This is a genomic window from Bradyrhizobium sp. BR13661, from assembly GCF_029892425.1.
In the GTDB taxonomy this organism is placed as follows: Bacteria; Pseudomonadota; Alphaproteobacteria; order Rhizobiales; family Xanthobacteraceae; genus Bradyrhizobium.
This window is the reverse complement of record NZ_JARXWB010000008.1, coordinates 178,191-202,007: the sequence shown is the minus strand read 5'-3', so window position 1 is coordinate 202,007 and position 23,817 is coordinate 178,191. Positions and strand designations below refer to the sequence as shown.

Here is a 23,817-nt window from a genome sequence, read left to right as displayed (position 1 = left end):
CGGTGGGACGCCGTGTCTGGTCTCGATGGTCAAAGCGGCCTCGGGGCCCGGCCGGACGTCCGTGTGAGAGGCTATTGCCGGGCTTTTTTTACAATTGGATGACTGGCCGGGCCGCCCGAAGCCGCGCCACCGTCTGCTCTCGCAAAAGTGAGGGGATCGCCGCTCGAGCCGCCCGTTTCTGTCCGAGGCGTCATGTCGTGGGTATCTCGTCGCGACGACCCGCCGTCGACAGGGCCGGCGAGCGCCCGTATGGTCCTGGGATTGCTATTTGACGCGCGTGACGGGATTTTCGCATGAACCGCGCCCGCTTGTTCGCCGCCCTTTTACTCGCGGCCCTGATCATACAGAAGCCAGCCGCCGCCCAGCGCGGCAACGATTTCGATTCGCTGCTGGCGCAGATGAATGCGGCGACAGAAAGCGGGCACTGGGCCGAGGGGCTGGCGGCGGCCCAGAAGCTGGAAATACTCGTGCGCCGTCAGCAGGGCGCCGACAACATGAACTATGCCGGCGTGCTGCACAACGAGGGCATGTACCTAAACAATCTCGGTCGCTTCAACGAGGCGGTCGACAAGCTCAATGCCGCGCTGGCCATCAAGCTGCGCAACAACGACGTGGCCTCCACGCTGCGCACCTCCAAGATCCTGGTCGCCTCGCTCGGTATGCTCGACCGGCGGGCGGAGGCGACTACGGTCGCCGAGCGGGCGCTGGCCCTCGGCACCGGCGCATTCGGGTCCAACGACGTCCGCCTTGCGGACCCGCTTGCCGCGCTTGGCGGACTGGCGCGCGACAAGGAGAATTACAGGGAGGCTGCCGTCTATTTCGAGCGCGCGCTCACGAGCTTGCAGGCTGCAAATGCGCCGCCGCAGGAAATCGCATCCGCGATGGACAATCTCGGCGATGTCTACGGCTTGCAGGGTCGTTTTGATGACGGCGAGCGTTTGCTGAAACAGGGGCTTGAGTTACTCGACCGCAGCTTTGGCAACCGGGCCGAAGCCGCGCTGAACTACGACAAGATGCTCAACGATCTCGGCAACCTTTATCTCGACGCGGGTCGTCTGCGCGACGCCGAGGCCACGATGCGGCGTGCGCTGGCGGTCACGCGGGCGCGTAGCGGCGATGCACATCCAAATGTCGCCGCGACCATGGGCAACCTTGCAACGGTGCTGGAGCACGAGGCCCGCTACGCCGAGGCGGAAAAGCTCAATCAGCAGACGTTGCAGGTCTATGAGCGGATCTATGGGGCGAACCATCCGACCACGGCGATCGCGCTGAACAATCTAGCCAACGTCTACTCGGCGCAGGGCAGGAACGAGGCGGCTGCCGGCTTGCAGGAGCGCGTGCTCGCGATCTATGAAAAGGCCTTCGGGCCTGACAGCCCCGATGTGGGACGCGCCCTCAACAATCTCGCCACCAGCTATGCGAGCCTCGGCCGCAACGATCAGGCGCTCGGCCTGTATCGTCGCTCGCTGGCGGTGATGGAGCACAAGTTCGGGGAGGGCAGCGGCGCGAGCGCGCTGGCGGCGCGTTCGCTTGGAGTGGCCTTGTTGGACGCGGGTCAGACCGACGAGGCGCGGCAATATCTGGAGCGCTGCCTCGAGATCGACCAGCGCGTGCTCGGTGGCACCCATCCACAATTGATCAGGGATCTGCGCGCCGTGGCGGTGCTCGACCTGAAGACCGGCAAGCTGGCCGCGGCCCGCGGCCAGCTTGATCGGGCCCTGGCGATCGCGCAGAGCAAGCTCGGGCCGGACCATCAGGAAACCATCGGGACCCTGATCAACCTCGCCGAAATTGATCGCCGCGAGGGCAAATGGCCGGACAGCCTGGCGCGGCTGCGGCTTGCGGCAACGGCGCTCAACGCGCAGCGCAATGCGCAATTCGCCCGCTTCAGCGACATCGATCCCTGGCTGATCGAGGCGATCTGGCGCGTCTCTGACGGCAAGCCCGACCTCGCTGCGAGCGACGAAGCCTTTGGTGCCGCGCAGCGGGCGCATGAGACCAGGGCGGGCGCCGCGTTGTCGCAGATGGCAGCCCGCTTCGGCGCTGGCAACGATGCGATCGCGGGTTTGGTCCGGCGGCAGCAGGATCTCAGAACGAGTCTCGAGACGCTCGGCAAACGGATCACCTCGGAGCTCGGGCAGGCGGACGGAAAGCGCAACGATCAGCTGATCGCGAGCCTGCGCGCGCAGGCAACGCAAACGCAGAAGTCGCTCGACGATGTCACCGCGCAGCTCGACCGCAGCTTTCCGGCCTATGCCGAACTGTCCAATCCGCAGCCGCTGTCGATCGCGCAGACGCAAGCGTTGTTGAGACCGGACGAAGCGCTGGTGACGTTCATCGCGCTCAGTGACAAGACTTATGCTTTTGCAGTCACTCGCGAGGCCAGTGCGCTGCGCCAGATCCCTCTCGGCAGCCGCGAGATCAGCGATCGCGTCGCTCATTTGCGGCAGGGGCTTGCCAATTCCGAGACCGCCCATTCGTCGTTCGATCTCGCTGCGTCCTTCGAGCTTTACAATGCGTTGTTTAGCCAGATCACGGCTGATATCGCCGGCAAGCCGAAATGGCTGATCGTTCCGGCGGGAGCGCTGACCAGCCTGCCGTTTCAGGTGCTGGTGACGAAGAAGCCTGATGGCGCATCCGCCGACCGCTACCGGCAGGCGGCCTGGCTCCTCAACGAGCGCGCCATCACGGTGCTGCCCTCGGTGCCCAGCCTGCGCGCACTGCGCAGTTTTGCCAGGGAATCGCGCGCGCAAAAGCCGTTCATCGGCTTCGGCGATCCCGTGTTTCAACAATCGCCGGGCGACAAGCGCGCGGGGCGCAATGTGCAGCCCTACCAGAACTACTATGAGGGCTCCGCTGTCGATCTTGATCGCCTGCGCACCGGCCTGCCCGCGCTGCCGGAGACCGCGGGCGAACTCCGGGCCGTGGCGAAGGCGCTCGGTGCTTCGCCGCAGGATGACGTCAAGCTTGGTGCGGCCGCGACCGTGACCAACGTCAACCAGCTGTCGCTGGACCAATACCGCGTCGTCGATTTCGCCACCCATGGTCTCGTCGCCGGTGAGGTCAACGGCCTCAGCGAACCTGCACTCGTGCTGACGTTGCCTGACAAGCCAACAAATGACGATGATGGTCTACTGACCGCAAGCCGCGTCGCAAAACTCAAGCTCGATGCCGACTGGGCCGTGCTGTCGGCCTGCAACACGGCCGCGGGCGACACGCCGGGCGCAGAAGGCCTGTCGGGTCTTGCGCGCGCCTTCTTCTATGCCGGTGCACGCGCGCTGCTGGTTTCGCACTGGCCGGTCGATTCCGACGCGGCCGTGCGCCTGACCACGGGGGCCTTCTCCGAACTCACGACGCATCCCGGCATTGGCCGGGCCGAAGCGCTGCGGCGCTCGATGAGGGCCTTGATTGCGGATCGGTCGTCGCCCCGCAATGCCGATCCTGCCGTATGGGCGCCGTTCGTGCTGGTCGGCGAGGGTGGTTGACGGCGGCCGAAGAAAGCCGAAACTGGTCTTCAAAAAAGATCGGGAGCGAATTCACATGCGGCTTATTCTCATCGCAATGATGGTGGCTCTGATGCTTGGACAGGCGGCAGCCAGGGATGTGTTGTCGGGCGCGAGCCTCTATGCCGATGTGGCGCGCTACGCCTCCTTCGGTCTGCACCGCTTCGGTTCGCCCGGCGATCGCGCGACCGCCGACTGGATCGCGGGCGAGCTCTCCGAGGCCGGCTACGCGATCAAATTCCAGCCGGTCGTGCTCGGCCGGCAATATGTCGTGGAGCGGGCGAGCGCGGAGGCGGGCGGTACGGTGGTCGAGGCGACGCCGTTCTGGTGGCCGCCGGAAGACAAGGCAAGCTTCCATCTGTCCGCGCCGCTCGCGCGGGATGGCGATGTCGCCGGCAAAATTCTCTGGGTCGATCTGCCGTTTGATCGCGGCGCCTATCTCGGTCCGGCGCATCGTGCTGCGATTAGTGAAGCCGCTGGAAAGAAGCCTGCCGCCATCCTGCTGATGATCGGCAATCCTGCCGACGACCGGTTTGCCTACAACGTCACGCAGGAAGACGCACCCTGGCCGGTGCCGGTGATGGTGGTCGGCGCCACGATGCGTGGCACGTTCGACCGTGCGCTCGCCTCAGGCGCGCCGGTGACGTTCGATGTTGTCGGGCATTACGAGAGCAATGTGTCGGGGCGCAATGTCATTGCCGAGACCGGCGTCGGCCGCGGGCCGACCATCGTCGTCTCCACGCCGATGACCGGCTGGTACTCTTGCGTCTGCGAGCGCGGCCCCGGCATCGCCAATTTTCTCGCGCTGGCGCGGACGGCAGCGGCGGAGAAATGGCCGGCGCATTTCGTCTTCATCGCGACATCAGGCCACGAGATCGGCCATGGCGGCATGGAGCTGTTCCTGAAAGACGGCGCCCCCGTGCCGAAGGAGACGCTGGCCTGGATCCATTTCGGCTCGTCGAATGCGTGCTACGCCTTTGCGGAAGGCGTTCGCACCGTCAGGCCCGAGGAGGAGCGCTATCTCGTGCTCAGTAAGTCAGCCGTTGCGGTGACCGATGAGGCGTTTGCCTCAGTCGCGGCCAAACGTCTGGTGACGGAGAAGCAGGCGGTTGGTGAGCTGCGCGACGTCCATGCGGCGGGCTACGCCAATTTCCTCGGCATGGCCGGCCGCCATCAGACCTTCCATACGCCGGCGGACGATCTCAACGCGACCGGGCCCGAGATTCTGGAGCCGGTCGCACGTGCGTTCGTCGATGCTGCGCGGAAAATTGTTGAGCGCGGCGACGCTGCATTCAAACAATAGCGTCAGTTCTGATAGTAGTAATTGCGCGGCTGATAGTACTGGCGCGGCTGTTGCTGCTGATAGTAGTAGCCTTGCTGCTGGCTATAGGCCGGATCGTAACCGTAGCCCGGCTGCGGTTGCGGGAGCTGCTGGTAGACCTGCGTGCCGTAGGGGCGGGTGATCGGACGCGGCGCCGGATAGCGCGCGCCAGTGTCGCTGCCGTCGGCGGGATAGATGTAGTTGCTGTCCTGCTGCATGTAGCGCTGCGCGGGCTGCATTGGCGGCGTCAGATTCATGGGATCGCCTGAGGTGGCGTATTGCTGCTCAGCCGGCTGCTGGGCGCGGGCGACGGCGTTGTTCGTGCGGCCGCGCGGGTTGCGGGCCAATGCCACCTGCGCGGAGCCCGTCAGCGTCACCGAGGTGTTGAGCACGCCCTGCTCCTGTACCAGCGCATAGAGCGTTGAGGCGTTCTGGCGCGACAGTCGCACGCAACCATGCGAGGCAGGCGTGCCCAATCGCCCGACCGAGTCGGTGCCGTGGATGGCGTGCCCGACCTTGGTGAAGAAGATCGAGTGCGGCATCGGCGCGTCGTCGAATTCCTTCGAGAAGTGATCCTCTTCCATGCGAAAGGCGCGGAAGGCGCCGTTCGGCGTCTCGCGCGAGGGAATGCCTGTCGAGACCGGCCAGTGATAGCGCGTCACGCCGTCGACCATGACGGTCATCTGCTGATTGTCCTTGTCGACCGTAATGTCGACCTTGGCCTGCGCGGTGCCCGCGCTCAAAAGCATCAGGGAAGTGAATGCAATGAAAAAGGAACGCATCTGAATTCTGGCCTCCGGCCTGTTCACGCTAGGCGCCGCGGCTCTCCGTCCCCGGCGTGCACTATGCCTGCAATCCGGCTTTCGTTCCAGCGGCCTAGCCACCCATCGTTAACGTGACGCCGGGCGTAAGCAAGGCCGCTTTGTGCCGTGCCGGCTCTGGCGATGCTGACATTTTCGCGAGCGGGAGCTGCATTCACGACGCCGACAATTCGTCGCAAAGGCGCAACCATTTGGCCGCTTCGGGCGTTGATCGTGGCCCACCGACTGGCGGCTTCCGCCGCCGTTTAACCCCTGTACTTTCCCTTGGGACTGAAGATGAACAAAGCCCGTGCTACCGCCGCCAGCCCGTTGGCCGGCTTGCCTGTCCGCGTGTCGTTTGCAGCTGCCGCCATACTTCTCGCGCTGATCTCGCTGCCGCAAGCCGGCCATGCCCAGGGCATCGTGCGTGGTGCCCAGGAAGGGTTTTATGAGGGGAACCGGATCGCCGGGCCCGTCGGTGGCGTGGTTGGCGGCGCGGTCGGCGCCGGTGTGGGCGGCGCCGTAGGCGCAGTGGAGGGGGTGTTCGGCATTCCCCATCACCACCATTACCGCTGCCGTGGCTACTATGACGGCTACCACCGCTTCCACTGCTACAGGTGAGCCCACAGTCGTCATTCCGGGCTCGCCCTTCGGGCGCCCCTGGAAGGACAGCTCAATTTTTCAGCCGGTATCCTGTCCGGAAGATCCACCAGATTACCGCCAGGCAAATAGCCAGGAACGCCAGCGTCATGCCGATGCTGACGGAGACGCTGACGTCGGCGATCTCATAGAAGCTCCAGCGGAAGCCGGAGATCAAATAGACGACCGGGTTGAGCAGCGCCACCGTGCGCCAGGTCGGCGGCAGCATGTCGATGGAGTAGAAGCTGCCGCCGAGGAAGGTCAGCGGCGTCACCACCAGCATCGGGATCATCTGCAGCTTCTCGAAGCCGTCGGCCCAGATACCGATGATGAAGCCGAACAGGCTGAACGTCACCGCCGTCAGCACCAGGAACGCCAGCATCCAGACCGGATGGTGAATGTGTAGTGGAACGAAGAGCCCGGCGGTCGCCAGGATGATCAGGCCCAGAATGATCGATTTGGTCGCGGCGGCACCGACATAGCCGAGCACGACCTCGAAATAGGAGATTGGCGCCGACAGGATCTCGTAGATCGTGCCGGTGAATTTCGGGAAGTAGATGCCGAACGAGGCGTTGGCGATGCTCTGCGTCAGCACCGACAGCATGATCAGGCCGGGCACGATGAAGGTACCGTAGCTGACGCCCTCGACCTGGCTGATGCGCGAGCCGATGGCGGCGCCAAACACCACGAAATAGAGCGAGGTCGAGACCACCGGCGAGACGATGCTTTGCAGCAGCGTTCGCCAGGTGCGCGCCATTTCGAACAGATAGATGGCGCGGACGGCGCGGTGGTTCATGACGTCCTCACGAGGTCGACGAAAATGTCCTCGAGCGACGATTGGGTCGTGTCGAGATCGTTGAAGCGGATGCCGGCGTTGCGGAGGTCGCTGAGCAGGCTGGTGATGCCGGTGCGTTCGCCCTTGGTGTCGTAATCGTAGACCAGCGTCGCGCCGCTGTCGCAGAGGTCGAGCTGGTATTGGCTGAGGCTCTCCGGGAGCGAGGTGACCTTGCCCTGCAAATGCAGCGTCAGCCGCTTCTTGCCGAGCTTCTGCATCAAGGTCGCCTTGTCCTCGACCAGCACGATCTCGCCCTTGTTGATGACGCCGATGCGGTCGGCCATCTCCTCGGCTTCCTCGATGTAGTGCGTCGTGAGGATAATGGTGACGCCGGACTGCTGAAGCGTCCGCACCACCTCCCACATGCCCTTGCGCAACTCAACGTCGACGCCGGCGGTCGGCTCGTCGAGGAAGAGGATCTGGGGCTCGTGCGAGAGCGCTTTCGCGATCATCACGCGGCGCTTCATGCCGCCGGAGAGCGTGATGATCTTGCTGTCCTTCTTGTCCCAGAGCGAGAGGTCCTTCAGCACCTTCTCGATGTGATCGGGATTCTTCGGCTTGCCGAACAGGCCGCGGGAAAAGCTCACCGTCGCCCACACGCTCTCGAAGGCGTCGGTGTGCAATTCCTGCGGCACGAGGCCGATCAGCGAGCGCGCCTTGCGGTACGAGGCCTGGATGTCCTCGCCGCCGACGAGGACCTTGCCCTCGCTCGGATTGGCGATGCCGCAGATGATCGAGATCAGCGTGGTCTTGCCGGCCCCGTTGGGGCCGAGCAGCGCAAAGATCTCGCCGCGCTCGATGTCGAGATTGACGTTCTTGAGCGCCTTGAAGCCGGACCCATAGGTCTTCGACAGATTGGCGACGGAAATGATGGAAGACATGATGGCCGGTGGGGATGGGGATTGATTCGCCGGAACCCGCACCCTGTTGGGCGGGAAAACCGGGGGACCCCCGAAATAGGAACGGCCTTGCCCGGCCGCAATTGCCTGGAGAAAAATGGCCTCAAAACGGTCCCTTACGTGGCAGATTTCGGGCAAGTGTTGCGCGATGGTCACGACTTGCGGCTAAGATCGCCATTCACGCGGCTCTTTGTTGCGTCTGCGAGCAGGCCGTGGCTACGATTCCGCCCAATCGCGAAGCGTTTGTCCCCAGGGAAAAAATCAATGAGACTGAACGGCCGTCACACCGCCGGTGCAAGCCAATTGCCCGCCCTCCGCGTGTGGGCGATCTGCCTGCTCCTGTTGTCAGCTGTTGCCATCAACCCGACCACGGCCGGGGCGGCACCGACCCAGACCGCTGCGACGACGCATGTCTACCTGCTGCGCGGTGTGCTCAACATCTTCTCGCTCGGGCTCGACACGATCGGCGCCCGGCTCCAGGCGCAGGGCATCCCGGTGACCGTCGCGAATTTCGTGTCCTGGTCCTCGCTCGCCGATGAAGCCGCGACCGAATACAGGGCGGGCCGGCTCAAGACCATCATCCTGGTCGGCCACTCCTCAGGTGCGACCGCGCTACCTGACATGATCGCCAAGCTCAACCAGCTCGGCGTTCCCGTGAAGCTCGCGATCGGCCTCGACTCCGTATTCAAGACCAAGCTGACGGCTGGCGCCGAGCGCTACATCAACATCTATATCGGTGACGGTCCGGGCGAACCCGTGCGCGCCGCGGCCGGCCTGCGCGGCAAGCTCGACAATGTCGACGTGCGCGGCAGTGGCGTCGGCCACATCACCATCGACAAGAACGAGGCGATCCAGCGCCGCGTCATCGCCGAGATCGATGCCGCAATCGCCCGCTCGCGCGCTCCGGCTGCCCCGGTCGCCGAGCCCGGCGCCGCACCGCGGGCGGCGGCCCGCTCGGCGGCGGCAACGGCCCCGGCGCGGAATTGAATGACCACGGCTGCACGCGAGGTGCCGCAAAATCAGCCAATTCCGCGGTCACTAAGCCCCGCGACGGAGGCGTTCGCCTTCCGTGGTGGGACTGCAGGACTTGATGATTGATCCAAGGCGACTTGTGGTGTTCGCAGCTGTTGCGCTGCTCGCCTTGAATTCCGGTCTGGCTGCAGCATCGCCTGCCAAGCCGAAGCCGGTCGTGGCTCCAGCTGTCGCGCCGCCGCCTCCCGCGCCGCCCGCAGAGCCGCTGCCGCCGCCGAAGATCTATTTGTTCCGCGGCGCGATGGGGCCGATCTTCTCGACCGGGATCGACCGGCTCAGCGAGAAGCTGACGGCGGCCGGCTTCTCGGCCGACGTCTACGAGTTCACCTTGTGCCGGCTGATCGGCAACCGCGCGATCGCCAGCTACAAGGAGAGCCCGGCGCCGATCGTCCTGATGGGCCATTCCATGGGCGGGCTGTGCTCGGTCCTGATCTCCGAGATGGCGGCCAAGGAGAACATCCCGATCAGCCTCGTCATCACCATCGACCCCGCGCATGCGACCGACGACGTGCCGCTCAATGTCGAGCGCTTCATCAACATCTTTCTCTCCGACAGCGTGCTCGGAGGCGGCGACGTGGTGACGGTGCCCGGCTTTCGCGGCCACTACGCCAGCTACGATTTGAAGCTGAACAAGCGCGTCTCGCACATCAATATCGAGAAATCGGACGACATCCACCGCCAGATCGTCGAGATGGTGACGCAGCTTTCGCGCATCCAGACGCAGACCCAGGCTGACGCAGTGCCGTTGCGCTACCAGGTCCCCGCGGACACGCTGGTCGAATTGTGGGACAGCGGCGTGCGCTTACCGGCCCGTGCCGGCGACACGATGGAGAGCATCGCGGCGACGCATCGTGTTCCGGTCTGGACCATCGCGCAGAGCAATTCGCTTGCGGAGAACGCGACGCTCACACCTGGCCAGTCCGTCATTGTGCCCAGGCACTTGACGCCGCTGGACGCAACGGCCGCGATGGCGGTGCCGCCGCCGGCGGCACCTTCGGGGCGGAAGAAGTAGAACCTCTCAGACGTTCGAGCCGTGGATCGCGTCGATCACGGCATCAGTCACTTCCTTCGTCGTCGCTTTGCCGCCGACATCAGGCGTCAGCACGCCGGCCGCGCAGACGCGCTCGACGGCCTTCATCAACCGCGCAGCCGTGTCCTTCTCGCCGAGATGCTCGAGCATCTGCGCGCCGGTCCAGAACGTCGCAATCGGGTTGGCGATGCCCTTGCCGGTGATGTCGAAGGCCGAGCCGTGGATCGGCTCGAACATCGAGGGGAAGCGGCGCTGCGGATCGATGTTGCTGGTCGGCGCCACGCCGAGGCTTCCGGCAAGCGCGCCGGCGAGGTCGGAGAGGATGTCGGCGTGCAGATTGGTCGCAACGATGGTGTCGAGGCTCTTCGGATGCAGCGTCATGCGCACGGTCATGGCATCGACCAGCATCTTGTCCCAGGTCACGTCGGGGAATTCGGTCGCGACTTCGGCGGCAATCTCGTCCCACATCACCATGCCGTGGCGCTGCGCGTTCGACTTGGTCACGACAGTCAGGAACTTGCGCGGACGCGACTGCGCGAGCTGGAACGCATAGCGCATGATGCGGGTGACGCCGACGCGGGTGAAGATCGCGACCTCCGTACCGACCTCTTCCGGCAGGCCCTTGTGCGCGCGGCCGCCCATGCCGGCATATTCGCCTTCCGAATTCTCGCGCACGATCACCCAGTCGAGATCGCCGACGCCGACATTGCGCAGCGGCGAGGCGACACCGGGCAGGATCCTGGTCGGGCGCACATTGGCGTATTGGTCAAAGCCCTGGCAGATCGGCAGGCGCAGGCCCCACAGGGTGATGTGGTCGGGCACATCAGGGGCGCCGACCGCGCCGAAATAGATCGCGTCGAACGTCTTCAGTTCAGCGAGGCCGTCGGCCGGCATCATCACGCCGTGCTTCTTGTAATAGTCCGAGCCCCAGTCGAAGGTCTTGACGTTGAAGGCGAGGTCGCCGCTGCGTTTTGCGAGGGCCTCTAGCACGCGGACGCCGGCCGAGATGACCTCGGGGCCGATGCCGTCGGCGGGAATGGCTGCGATCGAATGGGTGCGCATGGGAAGGCTCCGGTCGGGATGTCAGTGGGATTGCGGGACGGGTTCGACGGGCGCTGTCTGCGCGCGCGACAATAGCAGGGTCAGGATGGCGGAGAGAACGAGCAGGCCGCTGACGAAATAGAGGCCACCGACAAAACTGCCGGTCTGGTCCTTGATCCAGCCGATCATGGCGGGTCCGACGAAGCCGCCGAGATTGCCGATCGAGTTGATGGTGGCGATGCCGGCCGCGGCCGCGGGGCCGGAGAGGAACAGCGTCGGCATGCTCCAGAGCGGCGGCTTTGCCGAGGAGATGCCGATGTTCACCAGCGTCAGCGCGATCAGCACCGCGATCACGCCGGATGCAAGGCCGGCATAGGCAAGGCCCGCGGCCGCGACCACGCAGGCGATCACGACGTGCCAGGTGCGCTCGCCGGTGCGGTCCGAATGCCGTGCCCACAGCACCATGGCGACGACGGCAGCCGTGGCCGGCAGCGCATTGAGGAAGCCGATCTGCAGCGAGGACAGGCCGAACTGCTTGATGATCTGCGGCGCCCAGATGCCGAGCGTATAGAGACCGGCCGAGGTGCCGAAATAGATCAGTGACAGCGCCAGCACGCGCGGATCGGCAAGCCCGCGCCAGATGCTGTGGCTCGCGGTCGCGGCCTTGCTGGTGGTCTCTCCATTCATGGTCTCGACCAGCCAGCGACGTTCGTCGTCAGCGAGCCATTTGGCCTTCTCGGGCCGGTCGGTGAGGAATGCCAGCACCACGAAGCCGAGCAGCACGGCCGGCACCGCTTCCAGCACGAACAGCCATTGCCAGCCCTTGAAGCCAAAGAGGCCATCCATCTCCAGCAGCGCGCCGGAGACCGGCGAGCCCAGCACGGTCGAGAGCGGGGCGGCCGCCATGAACAGCGCGGTCACTGCCGCGCGCTGGCGTGCCGGGAACCAATAGGAGAGATACAGGATGATGCCGGGAAAGAAGCCGGCCTCCGCGACGCCGAGCAGGAAGCGGAGAATGTAGAAGCTCGTCGCGCCTTGCACGAAGGCCATCGCTGCCGAGACGAGGCCCCAAGTGATCATCACCCGCGCGATCCAGATCCGCGCACCGACCTTGTGCAGGATGATGTTGGAGGGCACCTCGAACAGGAAATAGCCCCAGAAGAAGATACCGGAGCCCAGACCGTAGACCGTCGACGACAGGCCGAGGTCCTTGTTCATTGTCAGCGAGGCGAAGCCGATATTGACGCGGTCGATGAAGGCCACGAAGTACAGCAGCATGATGAAGGGAACGATGCGCCAGCTGATCTTGCGCAGCACGCGCGTCTGAATCTCGCTCGCCACCCTGGCCTCCCAAAGTTCCGGTTCTTGGTTATCTCGGCGGACCCAGAGGTCCACGCCGGTCATGAGCCTAGGCGGATGCGGGAGGCGCACTCAATTGGCGCTGGTTTATACAAAAAAATGATATAATCATTTTAAGGCGAGACGAGAGGACTTGGGATGGAATTGTATCAGTTGCGATGCTTCGTGGCGGCGGCCGAGCAGCTGCATTTCGGCCGCGCGGCGCAGCATCTGCAGATGCTGCCGTCCGCGCTCGGGCGCCAGATCAGGCTGCTGGAAGAGGATCTGGGAACGCGGCTGTTCGCGCGCACGACCCGCGCTGTCTCGCTCACCGAGGACGGCACCACGCTGCTGCGCGATGCCCGCGCCATTCTCGCCAAGGTCGAGGCGGTCGAAAGTCACCTGCGCAACCGTTCGCGCGCGGGCGCCGCGCGGCGGTTGCGGATCGGCGCTGTCGATAGCGCCGCCGCTGGGCTGCTGCCGCTGTTGCTGCGGGACTTCCGCGCCAAGCATCCCGAGGTCGCGGTGCAGCTGCTCGAAGACAAGACCATCCGCCTGTTGCCAAAGATCCTGACCGGCGCGCTCGATCTCGCCTTTGTTCGTCCGCCCGATCGGCCGGACAAACGGCTCGAGTTTCGCCCGCTGCTTCGGGAGACCGCGATCGTGGCCTTTCCGGTGCGCCATGCGCTCGCCTCACGCAAGTCGATCACGCTCGCCGACATCGCCGATGAGCCGATGCTGGTGCCGGACCGCCGCTCACGGCCGCACAGCCATGACCTCACCGTCAAACTGTTCGAGCAGGCTGGCCTGGCGCCGCGCATCGTGCAGGTCGCCGATGAGAAGCAGACCATCATCAACCTCGTGGCAACAAAGCTTGGGGTCGCCATCGTGCCGCGCTGGACCACGCGGATGGCGGTATCAGGCGTACGCTTCGTGCCGCTCCGACCGAAACAAAGCGGTCCCGTCGGACGATTGCCGCTAGCGGCGGCCTGGTTGCGTGGCTCGCGCGATCCAGCCCGTGATGCAATGCTGTCTGTGCTGGAGGCGCGGCTGCGCAGCTATGCGCGGGAGGCCTGAGGGGCTATGACATCGGCTTGGACAAGCGGCAGGATGCAATGACTGAACAGAAAGCTTCGGGCGAGTTGAAGGTTGCCATCGCTGGCCTCGGTTCGATCGGCACCAAGGTCGCCACCGCGCTCGATCAGGGCATCGAGGGATTGGCGTTGTCAGCCGTCGCGGTGCGCGATCCCGCCAAGCATCAGGCCTTCATCAGCGGTCTAAAGCATCCGCCGCAAATCCTGCCGATCGACCAGCTCGGCGAGGCCGCCGACATCGTCGTCGAATGCGCGCCGAGTAGCCAGCTGCGCGCGATCGTGGAGCCAGCGGTCAAGCGCGGCAGGTCCGCGGTCGTCGTCAGCGTCGGCGGGCTGCTCGACAATTTTGACCTCATCGATCTCGCCCGCGCCAATGGCGGCCGCATCCTCGTGCCGACAGGTGCGCTGATCGGGCTCGATGCGGTCAACGCCGCAGCTGTCGGCACCATTCATTCGGTGAAGATGGTCACGCGCAAGCCGGTCGACGGGCTGAAAGGCGCCCCCTTCATCGTTCAGAACAACATCGACATCGACAATCTGCGCGAACCGCTGAAACTGTTCGAGGGCAGCGCGCGCGAAGCGGCGAAGGGTTTTCCGGCGAACGTCAATGTCGCCGTTGCGCTGTCGCTGGCGGGCATCGGGCCCGATCGCACCCAGATGCAGGTCTGGGCCGACCCGACCGTGACGCGCAATGTTCATCGCATCGAGGTCGAGGCGGACTCAGCGCGGTTCTCGATGGGCATCGAGAACATTCCGTCTGAAAATCCCAAGACCGGGATCATCACCGCGCTGTCCGTGATCGCGCTGCTGCGCAAGCAGCGCGCCACGTTGTGCGTTGGGACCTAGAGTATGATCCGGAAAAGTGTGAAGCGGTTTTCCGGCAAGATCATGCTCAAACAATAGAGCCCTACGCGCCTGTCACGCGCCAGATCACGTTGCCGACGTCGTCGGCCATCAGCAGCGACTTCTTGTCGGGGCCGATCACGACGCCAACCGGGCGGCCGTAGGATTCCTTCTCGTCCGGCGCAAGGAAGCCCGACAAGATGTCGCGCGCAGGGCCGGAAGGTTTTCCGTTCTCGAACGGGACGAACACCAGCTTGTAGCCGGACAGCGTGCTGCGATTCCACGAACCGTGCTGGCCGATGGCCATGCCGTCGGGGAAGCCGGGCAGCGTGCCCGCCGGCACCCAGCACAGGCCGAGCGAGGCGGTGTGACCGCCGAGCGCGTAGTCCGGTTGAAGCGCCTTGGCCACCATAGCCGGATCCTGCGGCACGCGGTCGTCAACCGTCTTGCCCCAGTAGCAATAGGGCCAGCCATAGAAGCCGCCGTCGCGCACCGAGGTCAGATAGTCCGGCGGCGTCTCGTCGCCGAGGCCGTCGCGCTCGTTGACGACGGTCCACAGCACGTTCGTATTCGGCTCCCAGGCAAGACCGACCGGATTGCGCAGGCCCGCGCCAAAGATGCGATGGGTGCCGGCGACGAGGTCGAGCTCGTAGACCGCAGCGCGGCCTTCCTCGACCTCCATGCCCATCTCGGCGATGTTGCTGAGCGAGCCGACGCCGGCATAGAGCTTCTTGCCGTCGGGGCTGGCGAGCAGGCTGCGCGTCCAGTGGCCGCTCGGCTTGAACGTGGTGAGGCGCTTGCCCGGCGCCTTGATACTGTCGGCGTTGGCGACGTAGGGAAACGCCATCACGCCGTCGGTGTTGCCGACATAGAAGGTGTTGCCGACCAGCGCCATGCCGAACGGCTGGTTGAGGTTTTCCATGAAGGCGCCGCGCACTTCGGCAACGCCGTCGCCGTCCTTGTCGCGGAGCAGCGTGATGCGGTTGGCGGATTCGCCGAGCGCCGCAGCGCGCCGCATCGTCGCCTGCATCGCGTAGTGGAACACGCTGCGCGGCGGGCCTGCGATCTGCGTCGCTTCCGCGATCAGGACGTCGCCATTGGGCAGCACCTCGATCCAGCGCGGATGATCGAGATCGGTGGCAAACGCATTGACCTTGAGCCCGGGCGCCGCCGTCGGCTTCTGGCCCTGGCTCCAGCCGCGCGCGGTCGGCATCTTCAAGGTCGGGATCGCACCTTGCGGCTTGGCTTCGGGAATGGCCGGCGTCTGGCCCCAGGCCGGCGCGGCCTCGGTGCCTGTCAGCTTCCGCCATTGCAGCGCGATGCCCCCGAGGACTGCGACGAACTGCGCGAAGATACTGGAAAAAGTCATGAGAAGCCCCTGTCGAACCCTGCGGCACGGTCCGGATCGCACCAAGCCCCGCGCGGGCCAGGAAACCAATCTCTGTCTGATCGCCGACCTCTCCAGATCGCCGATGGAACGTCGTCGTGCCCTTTTTGCGCGCGCATCCAACTGGCTGGCGGTAAAAAGGTCAACCGGGGCAAAACCCGATCGGTGCCTATTCCCGTGGAATGGCTGCCGATCGAATTTGCATGGGGTGGTGCTGAGACGTCCGGCCGGCCTTTATCGCGGCGACGTGAACGGGATGATCATCGGCACGCGGCGGCAATAGCCGCCGTAAGCGTCCTCGCCGAGCTCCTTCGACAAGAACACCTCTTCCATCCGACCCTTCTGCCACATGCCGAGCGAGATCAGGATCGCGCCGAGGATCGTCGTGACGCTGCCGATCGCGAAGCCGGTGACCAGCATGCCGAAGATCAACCCGGTGTAGATCGGGTGACGGACGATGCCGTAGGGGCCGGTGTCGATGACGCGGTGGTCTTCCTTGTGGGTGATGGTGTTGGACCAGAACTTTCCGAGATGCAGCCGGCCCCACCAGGCGAAGGCGATGCCGGCGACCGAGAGAACCGCGGCGATGGTGATACCGGTGTTGCCGAGCACCCAGAGCGGCTTCCAGCCCATCACCTCCGCAATGAACGGCGTGTACAGGATGCCCCCAATCAGGATCGGCAGGCGATAGCGCTGCGACTCGAGCGTCATGACCTGCTTCTTGGTCCGCCCCTGCCAGAACGAGGCGCCGACCCAGCTGGCGAGGAAGGCGAGCCAGATCAGGGCCAGGAGCTCGGTCGGCCAGGTCGTGGTCCAGCCACCCCAGGCGACGGACAGAAGCTTGCTGAAATCGAAGGACATAAGGAAAGGTTCTTTGGGTTCGGGAGCAGATCAGCTCACGCGCGAGGAGAGCGCGTGATGCTCGATGGCATTGGAGGCGGCCTGGCCGCCGCGGGCGAGCAGATGGGTGATGGTTTCGCGCAGCACCGGCTCGATCGGGCGCGGCGCATAGCCGAGCTCCTGACGGGCTTTGCCAATCGAAAGGTCGCTCGCGGCGAGCGCGATGCGGACGCCCTCCGCCGTGCCGTTGGGCGGCCGGCGCGTGATGTGATCGGAGATCTTCTCAAGCATGATCGCGGAGAGCTCGGCGATCTTGCCGGGAACGACGACCGGATATTGTCGCCGTCGGCTCATCGCCGACATCATCCGCAGGATCTGGCCGAGCCTGACACAATCGCCGCCGAGGATGTAGCGCTGGCCGATGCGGCCGCGCTCCATCGTCAGCACCAGGCCCATGGCGACGTCGCGGACGTCGACGAGATTGACCGGGAAGTCGATATGCGGCTGCACTTTCTTCTGCAGGAAGTACCACAGCATCGCGGTCGGCGGCGTCAGATTATGGTCGGCAGGGCCGATCGGCATGGTCGGCGTGCCGATCACGAGCGGGAAGCCGCTGGCTGCGGCCTTGGCGGCATGATGCTCGGCGAGCGACTTCGACCGCGTATAGGCGCCGGGCATCGCATCGGCCGGCTGCAGTGCCTCCTCGGCGGCGACGCCGTTGAGATTGGCGTAGGGGAACAGGATTGATTCCGTCGAGCAGTGCAGGAAACGCGAGACGTTGCGCCTCATCGCAGCCGCAAGCACGACCTCGGTGCCGCGGAAATTGACGTCGTGAAAATCCTGCTTGTTGGCGACCCACATGCCGGGCAGGCCGGCAAGGTGATAGACCTGATCTATACCCGAAACCGCCGCGTCGACCGTCGCAGCGTCCAGCACCGAGCCGTGCACATACTCGACGTCCGCATTCGCGGTCGCCGGCGGCCGGACATCGAGAATACGTACCCGCTGCCCACGGGCGCGGAGCGCTTCGACGAGATGCTGTCCGATGAAACCGCTGCCACCGGTAACCAGTACGAGAGTCATGCAAATGGTTTGCTGTTTCGCTTCTAGGACTAACGGGTCGAAAGAGAATTGGTCGGAACAGGCGCCAGAATCGCGGCAAGGTCGCGACGGAAACCCAGCGCAATAAACAATTTTGCCATCACAAACATCGGTCCGAGCAAGAGATGAGACGGAAACGTGAACAATGACGCCTCGCGACCCTCAAAGACCTTGTGGCCGATGGTCTGCGCGGCGAGGCCGAGCACGACCAGCGCAGCGAAAATCGCCCACATCGTCACGGTGCTGACTTGCGTCGCAATCGTCGTCGCGATCGAAAACAGCACGATGGAGACGGCCAGAATACCGGTCCCGAGTGCCACGTCGAGCAGCAGCCAATAGATCAGAACCGGCAGGGCCAGGATCACCGCCAGGCTGACGTCGAAGCCGAACAGAGACAGCCTCACCAGCGTCAGCGGCAGGACGGCGCCCGTGAACAGCAGGAGAATACCGACCACATGCATCGCCGTGTTCCGGGGGTCGCGATGATACTCGACATAAACGGCCAGTTGGCGATGAAAAAAGCCACCCATCTCGGTCTCTTGCAGCACGGGGGTCGGGGAAGGACGAACAGAGCCTATAGCACCTGAAAGAGCAGTGCACAAACCGGCACTATTGTCGCGCAAAGCCCTGCTGTCGCGCTGTGAGACAGGTCACAAAATAATCAGAACTTCAATGGGTTCCGCCGGGCGCAAAGGCCGGGTGGTCAGTGCTTCTTGGCGGGCTTTTTCGCCGCAGGCGCAGGGGCCGCCGCGGGATGCGCAGGCGCTTCTTCGGGCACTTTGGCAAAGGTCAGGATTTGCAACTGGCCGTTGAGGGCGGAGGTCGGCTTGGCGCGGTCGAGGAACTGCTCCTCTCCGAGGCCGATCGGCTGCAGCCGCTTGGTCGAGATCTTGAACGTGTTCACCAGCACGTCGCGGATCGCGTCAGCCCGGCGCTGGCTCAGGATTGCGTTGGCTTCCCGTGTCTTCTGATTGGATTCGACGTGGCCAACGATCAGGAACGTGTAGGGCAGCAGCGAGGCGTGGACCAGCGCGTCGGCGATCCGGCCGACGGTCTGGTAGGACTCCGGCTGGATGATCGGCGTGTCGGCGTCGAACTGGATCTGGGCGTTGAAGGTGGGCAGCTTGGCGAGATCAGGCGCGATCGGCGGCCGGTTCACGGGACCCGGATCGTTCTTGATCCTGGCCTTGGCCCGCTCCATCACCTGCAGCTTCAGCGCGGGGATGTCGACCTCGCCGGCCTCTTCGAAATGATTGAGCTTGCCGACGATGTCGTCACGGGTCGGCGCCGTCTGCGCCCCGGCTGTGCCTGTTAGCAGAGCGAGGCCCAACGCGATGCTGATGCCGGCGATGGTGTGCCCGGTTGTGCGCATCATCATCGATACCCCGCGTCGTCGACGGCCTTCAGGCAGTTGTTGCTGATGCCCTTGGGTGTCGAGATCAGGCAGGGGATCGACTTGCTGGTCTCCTTGGTCGAGCCGCCGCACACCTTGACGATCTCGCGCTGGCAGGCGTTCGCCACCGTGACACGGGCGGCAATGCGCTTCTGGATCGCGTCGAACACCGTGAGGTAGTCGTTCTGGCACTGCTGGGTGAGCACGTCGCGGTTGCGGGACAGGCACTCCTTCAGGCGCGTCGAGTCGGGATTGACGCCGCGACAATTGGCGACGATTTCCGCACCGCAACTCTTGGCCAGCAGCCCGATCGAATCGCCAAAGCTCATGGTCTCCGCCATCGCGAGCGATGGCATCCCCAATACAAGTGCGATCAGTGTGATTGAGCCCCGGACCATGACTGCATCTGATACGGGGAAGTTTGCCATGGTCAAGGGCTGTTCGCCCCAGAACCGTCGAGAGTCCGGCCAGTGCGGCGAACAGTCCTCACTCGGCCCTCACTCTTGGGCGTCGTCGCGGGGAGGGAATTCGATCAGGACGGCCGTGTGGTTCCGGATCGCGTCGGCAAATTCGGGATTTGCCTTGAGCTCCTCCAATGTTCGCGGCGGGGGGAGCTGCCCTCCATCGTCTATCAGCTCCTGCGCATAGAACGCGATCGCCTCGGGCGCATTTTCGAGGGCCTCGTCGGCGTCGTCGCCGCCGGAAATGCAGCCGGGCAGGTCGGGAAACCACAAGCTGACGTCGTCCGGGCCTGCGTCTTCGATGATGGCGACGTAGTGAGGCATGGCAGGGCCGGTCTCGCAGAACTGGTGTTCGGGCGGTTGTGCCGCCCGGTTTACTTCAATTATGACTATCCCATCTGTGGAGGTAAGCAATTGAGCAAACTGACTCTGGCCGAAGGCGCCGGCTCGTTCGTGTTTGACGATGAAGGGGCCACCCCCTCACAACGTTCGATGCGGGTCTTCTCGTTTTGCCCTCGATCGAGCACCCGGCACACGCGCATCGTCATGGCGATGCATGGCGTCGATCGTGCCGCTGCGGAATTTCGCGATCTGCTGGCGCCGCAAGCCGAGCGCAATGGGCAGATCGTGCTGGTGCCGGAGTTCGATCCGGATCAGTTCCCGGGCGTCCACGCGTATAATTTCGGCGGCGTGCGGCGGCCGCCGCCGGACAACACGGTCCTGCCGCGCGACCATTGGAATTTTGGCGTGATCGACCGGCTGTTTCATCATGTCCGACACGCGATCGGGTCGAGCCGGGACACGTTCGGGCTCTTCGGCAATTCCGCGGGCGCGCAATTTGTGCTGCGCTATCTCGCGCTCAACGAGGCCGCTTCCGTTGATGTCGCAGTGGCCGCCAACTGCGGATGCTACATGCTGCCGAACCTCGCCAAGGACTATCCGGACGGCATGGGAGGGATCGGCCTCCAGGAAGGTCATCTACGGAGGTATCTGGGGCGCTCGCTCGTCATCTTGCTGGGCGATGCCGACAACGATCCGGACGCTCCGGACCTGCCTCGCTGGGACGAGGCGATGGCCCAAGGGCCTCACCGCCTTGCGCGTGGTCTCTGGCATTTCGAACACTGCACGAAGCTGGCGAAGAGCCTCGATGTGGCGTTGGGCTGGAGGCTCGAAATCGCGCCTGGTGCCGGGCACGTCGACCAGCTGATCTACGATCAGGGAGCGAACATCCTGAACGGATGAGTGGAGGGCGAAAATCTCCTCACGCCCGCTGCACAAAGCTGTCCACCACCTTCTTCTCGCCGGCCTTGTCGAAGGCGATGGTGAGCTTGTTGCCGTCGATCTTGGTGACGCGGCCGTAGCCGAATTTCTGGTGGAAGACGCGGTCGGACAGCGAAAATTCCGAGGTCGTGCCGGTCGACTTGGCGACCAGCTCGCCCTCGATCGTCATCGGCCCGCGGCGGCGCGAGGAAAAGCTGCCGAAATCGGGTGAGGATGACGACGACGAAAACGTCGAGGCTTGTTCCTCGAAGCCGCCGCTACCGCCACCATTGCGTCCGCCGCCCCGGTTGCGATTGGCCTGGGCGCGCTGCCAGCCCGGCGTCGAATAGGTCGAGCCGAACGCTTCCATGTCGTCGAAGCGCGAGGCGCCGTAGCCGCCGGTGCCACCCCAGGCCGAGCCGCCCTTGGATTCCGTGATCTCGACATTGGCGGCCGGCAATTCGTCGAGGAAGCGCGACGGGATCGTGGTCGACCAGGTGCCATGAATGCGGCGGTTGGTCGCGAAATAGATCATCGCGCGGCGGCGGGCGCGGGTAATGCCGACATGGCCGAGCCGGCGTTCTTCCTCGAGGCCGGCGCGGCCCTGTTCGTCCAGCGTGCGCTGGCTCGGGAACAGGCCTTCCTCCCAGCCGGGCAGGAACACGTTGTCGAATTCGAGACCCTTGGCCGAGTGCAGCGTCATCAAGGATACCGCGTCGTCCTCGGCGCCGCCTTCGCGGTCCATCACCAATGAGATGTGCTCGAGGAAGCCTTGCAGATTCTCGAACTCCTCCATCGAGCGCACGAGTTCTTTGAGGTTCTCCAGCCGACCCGCGGCATCCGCTGAACGGTCCTTCTGCCACATCTCGGTATAGCCGCTCTCGTCGAGCACGATCTGGGCGAGATCGGTATGCGCGGTGACCTCGCGCTGGGCGCGCCAGCGGTCGAACTGGGCGACGACGTCGCGCAAGGATCCGCGCGCTTTCGGCTTCAGTTCGTCGGTCTCGACCATGGCGCGCGCCGCCTCGAACAGCGGGATGCGGCGCTTGCGGGCGTGGTCGTGCAGCATCTGAACGGTGGCGTCGCCAAGGCCGCGCTTGGGCACGTTGACGATGCGCTCGAAGGCGAGATCGTCGGCCGGCGAATTGATGACACGCAGATAAGCCAGCGCATCGCGGATCTCGGCGCGCTCGTAGAAGCGCGGACCGCCGATGACGCGATAGGGCAGGCCGAGCGTGACGAAGCGGTCCTCGAACTCGCGCATCTGGTAGGACGCGCGCACCAGAATGGCGATCTCGTTGAGCTTCTCGCCCTTGCGCTGGATCTGCTCGATCTCCTCGCCGATGCCGCGGGCTTCCTCTTCGGAATCCCACGAGCCCGTCACCGTGACCTTCTCGCCTTCGACGTCCTCGGTGCGCAGCGTCTTGCCGAGCCGGCCTTCGTTGTGCGCGATCAGATGCGAGGCGGCGGCGAGGATGTGGCCGGTCGAGCGGTAGTTGCGCTCGAGGCGGATGACCTTGGCGCCCGGGAAATCGTGCTCGAAGCGCAGGATATTGTCGACCTCGGCGCCGCGCCAGCCATAGATCGATTGGTCGTCGTCGCCGACGCAGCAGATGTTTTTGACGTGAGCTTTTTCGCTGGTGGGAACAGACACTGCATTAGTTTGCTCGTCATCACCGGGCCGGCGCGAAGCGTCGAGACCCGGTGATCCATCTTGTGAAGACTCGATGGATTGCCGGGGCAAGCCCGGCAATGACGAGCCGGGAGAAGGCGCCTGCGACAGCAGCCGCAGCCAGAGATACTGCGCGACGTTCGTGTCCTGGTACTCGTCGACCAGGATGAATTTGAAGCGCTGCTGGTACTGCCGCAGGATATCCGGATGCTCGCGGAAGATCCGGATGTCCTCGAGCAGGAGATCGCCGAAATCGGCGGCGTTCAAGATCTTCAGCCGCTCCTGGTAGCTCGCATAGAGCTTGCCGCCCTTGCCGTTGGCGAAGACGGCGGCTTCGCCCGACGGCACCTGCGAGGGCATCAGGCCGCGGTTCTTCCAGCCGTCGATCAGCCCGGCCAGCATGCGCGCCGGCCAGCGCTTGTCGTCGATGTTCTCGGCCTGCAGAAGCTGCTTCAAGAGCCGCACCTGGTCGTCGACGTCGAGCACGGTGAAATTCGACTTGAGCTGCGCGAGCTCGGCATGGAAGCGCAGGATGCGGCCGCCGATGGAGTGGAAGGTGCCGAGCCACGGCATGCCCTCGACGGCGTGGCCGAGCATCTGGCCGAGCCGGTGCTTCATTTCGCGCGCGGCCTTGTTGGTGAAGGTCACCGACAGGATCTCGGCGGGACGGGCGCGGCCCTGGCTGAGGATGTGGGCGATGCGCGTGGTCAGCACGCGCGTCTTGCCGGTGCCGGCGCCGGCCAGCACCAGGACCGGGCCGTCCAGCGTCTCCACGGCTTCGCGCTGCTCCGGATTGAGCCCGGTGAGGTATTTCGGGCCCACAGACGCGCGCGCACGCGCGGCGATGCCGCCGGCTGCGGGCTGGTGGTCGGGTACGGTTGTGATCTTGCTCGGCTCGGTCATGCGAATCATTGGCCCCACGATGGCACCGCGGGGTGGTGGAAGGGAGCCTTCATAACAGGATTGGCCCCTATATGGGGCCGCCGTGCCGGGTTTTCCACGTGCGCGGCGGGCCGATTTGTTCCTGGGCAACAGGCGAATTTCCAGCTTCCGCGGGCCGGAACCAATGTTCCGAGCCAGCGATTGGTTCTGCAAGTGAGGCGCCTCAGCCGCGCCGATCGCAGACAGACATCAAAACAGAGGTTAGGGCCATGCTGAGCTGGGTTGTGACATTTCTGGTTATCGCACTGATTGCCGGTCTTCTGGGCTTTGGCGGCCTCGCCGGCGCGTCGATCGAAATCGCCAAGATCATTTTCTTCGTCGCGATCGTGCTGTTCCTGGTCTCGGCGGTGGTCGGCCTCGCCCGCGGCCGCAGGATCTAGCGCCAG

The 23,817-nt window shown here is 64.7% G+C and carries 22 protein-coding genes; 9 read left to right on the top strand and 13 right to left on the bottom strand.

Annotation, left to right across the window (positions count from 1 at the left end; all coding sequences use genetic code 11):
- Positions 1–293: 293 nt before the first annotated feature.
- Together M2427_RS16095 and M2427_RS16090 are read left to right on the top strand one after the other, a co-directional pair.
- Positions 294–3,485: a CHAT domain-containing protein gene (locus M2427_RS16095; protein WP_280707383.1), complete on the top strand. Its 3,192-nt coding sequence runs from the start codon at positions 294–296 to the stop codon at positions 3,483–3,485.
- 55 nt (positions 3,486–3,540) lie between these two features.
- Complete coding sequence (locus M2427_RS16090) at positions 3,541–4,806, top strand: hypothetical protein (RefSeq protein WP_280707382.1); 1,266 nt, start codon at positions 3,541–3,543, stop codon at positions 4,804–4,806.
- Between the two features lie 2 nt (positions 4,807–4,808).
- Here the strand turns inward: M2427_RS16090 and M2427_RS16085 are convergent, their stop codons facing one another.
- Positions 4,809–5,606, bottom strand: coding sequence for a L,D-transpeptidase (locus tag M2427_RS16085; RefSeq protein ID WP_280707380.1), 798 nt, complete (start codon positions 5,604–5,606; stop codon positions 4,809–4,811).
- Positions 5,607–5,921: 315 nt separating this feature from the next.
- On the opposite strand from M2427_RS16085, the gene M2427_RS16080 reads away from it, so the two are divergent.
- The gene (locus tag M2427_RS16080) at positions 5,922–6,245 is read left to right on the top strand and encodes a hypothetical protein (protein WP_280707379.1); all 324 of its coding nucleotides are present in this window, start codon (positions 5,922–5,924) and stop codon (positions 6,243–6,245) included.
- A 52-nt stretch (positions 6,246–6,297) separates the two neighbouring features.
- Here M2427_RS16080 and M2427_RS16075 read toward each other — a convergent pair whose 3' ends face one another.
- Both M2427_RS16075 and M2427_RS16070 read right to left on the bottom strand, forming a co-directional pair.
- Entirely contained in the window at positions 6,298–7,059 is a 762-nt protein-coding gene (locus tag M2427_RS16075) for an ABC transporter permease (RefSeq protein WP_280707378.1), read from the bottom strand.
- Positions 7,056–7,979: an ABC transporter ATP-binding protein gene (locus M2427_RS16070; RefSeq protein WP_280707377.1), complete on the bottom strand. Its 924-nt coding sequence runs from the start codon at positions 7,977–7,979 to the stop codon at positions 7,056–7,058. Before M2427_RS16070 ends, M2427_RS16075 begins: the two co-directional genes overlap by 4 nt.
- A 282-nt stretch (positions 7,980–8,261) precedes the next feature.
- Here M2427_RS16070 and M2427_RS16065 point away from each other — a divergent pair, with 282 nt between their 5' ends.
- Entirely contained in the window at positions 8,262–8,984 is a 723-nt protein-coding gene (locus M2427_RS16065) for a hypothetical protein (protein WP_280707376.1), read from the top strand.
- 103 nt (positions 8,985–9,087) lie between these two features.
- Positions 9,088–10,041: a LysM domain-containing protein gene (locus tag M2427_RS16060; protein ID WP_280707375.1), complete on the top strand. Its 954-nt coding sequence runs from the start codon at positions 9,088–9,090 to the stop codon at positions 10,039–10,041.
- Positions 10,042–10,047: 6 nt separating this feature from the next.
- Here M2427_RS16060 and M2427_RS16055 read toward each other — a convergent pair whose 3' ends face one another.
- Both M2427_RS16055 and M2427_RS16050 read right to left on the bottom strand, forming a co-directional pair.
- Complete coding sequence (locus M2427_RS16055) at positions 10,048–11,121, bottom strand: tartrate dehydrogenase (RefSeq protein WP_280707374.1); 1,074 nt, start codon at positions 11,119–11,121, stop codon at positions 10,048–10,050.
- Positions 11,122–11,142: 21 nt separating this feature from the next.
- On the bottom strand, positions 11,143–12,441 hold the full coding sequence (locus tag M2427_RS16050; RefSeq protein ID WP_280707373.1) for an MFS transporter: 1,299 nt from the start codon (positions 12,439–12,441) through the stop codon (positions 11,143–11,145).
- Between the two features lie 156 nt (positions 12,442–12,597).
- Between M2427_RS16050 and M2427_RS16045 the strand changes: the two genes are divergently transcribed.
- Together M2427_RS16045 and M2427_RS16040 are read left to right on the top strand one after the other, a co-directional pair.
- A complete protein-coding gene (locus M2427_RS16045) occupies positions 12,598–13,515 on the top strand; it encodes a LysR family transcriptional regulator (RefSeq protein WP_280707371.1) in 918 nt (305 codons plus the stop codon).
- Between the two features lie 38 nt (positions 13,516–13,553).
- Positions 13,554–14,378, top strand: a complete 825-nt coding sequence (locus M2427_RS16040; RefSeq protein WP_280707370.1) for an aspartate dehydrogenase — start codon at positions 13,554–13,556, stop codon at positions 14,376–14,378.
- A 61-nt stretch (positions 14,379–14,439) separates the two neighbouring features.
- Here M2427_RS16040 and M2427_RS16035 read toward each other — a convergent pair whose 3' ends face one another.
- From M2427_RS16035 to M2427_RS16005, 7 genes are all read right to left on the bottom strand, one after another.
- Positions 14,440–15,744, bottom strand: a complete 1,305-nt coding sequence (locus M2427_RS16035; protein ID WP_280707368.1) for a sorbosone dehydrogenase family protein — start codon at positions 15,742–15,744, stop codon at positions 14,440–14,442.
- Between the two features lie 252 nt (positions 15,745–15,996).
- Positions 15,997–16,623 (bottom strand): isoprenylcysteine carboxylmethyltransferase family protein, encoded by a 627-nt coding sequence (locus M2427_RS16030; protein ID WP_280707367.1) that lies wholly within the window; start codon positions 16,621–16,623, stop codon positions 15,997–15,999.
- A 30-nt stretch (positions 16,624–16,653) separates the two neighbouring features.
- Positions 16,654–17,685 (bottom strand): NAD-dependent epimerase/dehydratase family protein, encoded by a 1,032-nt coding sequence (locus M2427_RS16025; protein ID WP_280707366.1) that lies wholly within the window; start codon positions 17,683–17,685, stop codon positions 16,654–16,656.
- A 29-nt stretch (positions 17,686–17,714) separates the two neighbouring features.
- Positions 17,715–18,233 (bottom strand): Mpo1-like protein, encoded by a 519-nt coding sequence (locus tag M2427_RS16020; protein ID WP_348521928.1) that lies wholly within the window; start codon positions 18,231–18,233, stop codon positions 17,715–17,717.
- Between the two features lie 173 nt (positions 18,234–18,406).
- On the bottom strand, positions 18,407–19,075 hold the full coding sequence (locus M2427_RS16015) for an OmpA family protein (RefSeq protein WP_280707485.1): 669 nt from the start codon (positions 19,073–19,075) through the stop codon (positions 18,407–18,409).
- 2 nt (positions 19,076–19,077) lie between these two features.
- Positions 19,078–19,494 (bottom strand): hypothetical protein, encoded by a 417-nt coding sequence (locus M2427_RS16010; protein WP_280707364.1) that lies wholly within the window; start codon positions 19,492–19,494, stop codon positions 19,078–19,080.
- Between the two features lie 99 nt (positions 19,495–19,593).
- A complete protein-coding gene (locus tag M2427_RS16005; RefSeq protein WP_280707363.1) occupies positions 19,594–19,881 on the bottom strand; it encodes a type II toxin-antitoxin system HicB family antitoxin in 288 nt (95 codons plus the stop codon).
- Positions 19,882–19,905: 24 nt separating this feature from the next.
- Between M2427_RS16005 and M2427_RS16000 the strand changes: the two genes are divergently transcribed.
- Positions 19,906–20,799 (top strand): hypothetical protein, encoded by an 894-nt coding sequence (locus tag M2427_RS16000; protein ID WP_280707362.1) that lies wholly within the window; start codon positions 19,906–19,908, stop codon positions 20,797–20,799.
- Between the two features lie 19 nt (positions 20,800–20,818).
- On the opposite strand, the gene M2427_RS15995 is transcribed toward M2427_RS16000, so the two are convergent.
- The gene (locus M2427_RS15995) at positions 20,819–23,401 is read right to left on the bottom strand and encodes a UvrD-helicase domain-containing protein (RefSeq protein ID WP_280707360.1); all 2,583 of its coding nucleotides are present in this window, start codon (positions 23,399–23,401) and stop codon (positions 20,819–20,821) included.
- A 239-nt stretch (positions 23,402–23,640) separates the two neighbouring features.
- On the opposite strand from M2427_RS15995, the gene M2427_RS15990 reads away from it, so the two are divergent.
- Complete coding sequence (locus M2427_RS15990; protein ID WP_234679956.1) at positions 23,641–23,811, top strand: DUF1328 domain-containing protein; 171 nt, start codon at positions 23,641–23,643, stop codon at positions 23,809–23,811.
- Positions 23,812–23,817: the final 6 nt, after the last annotated feature.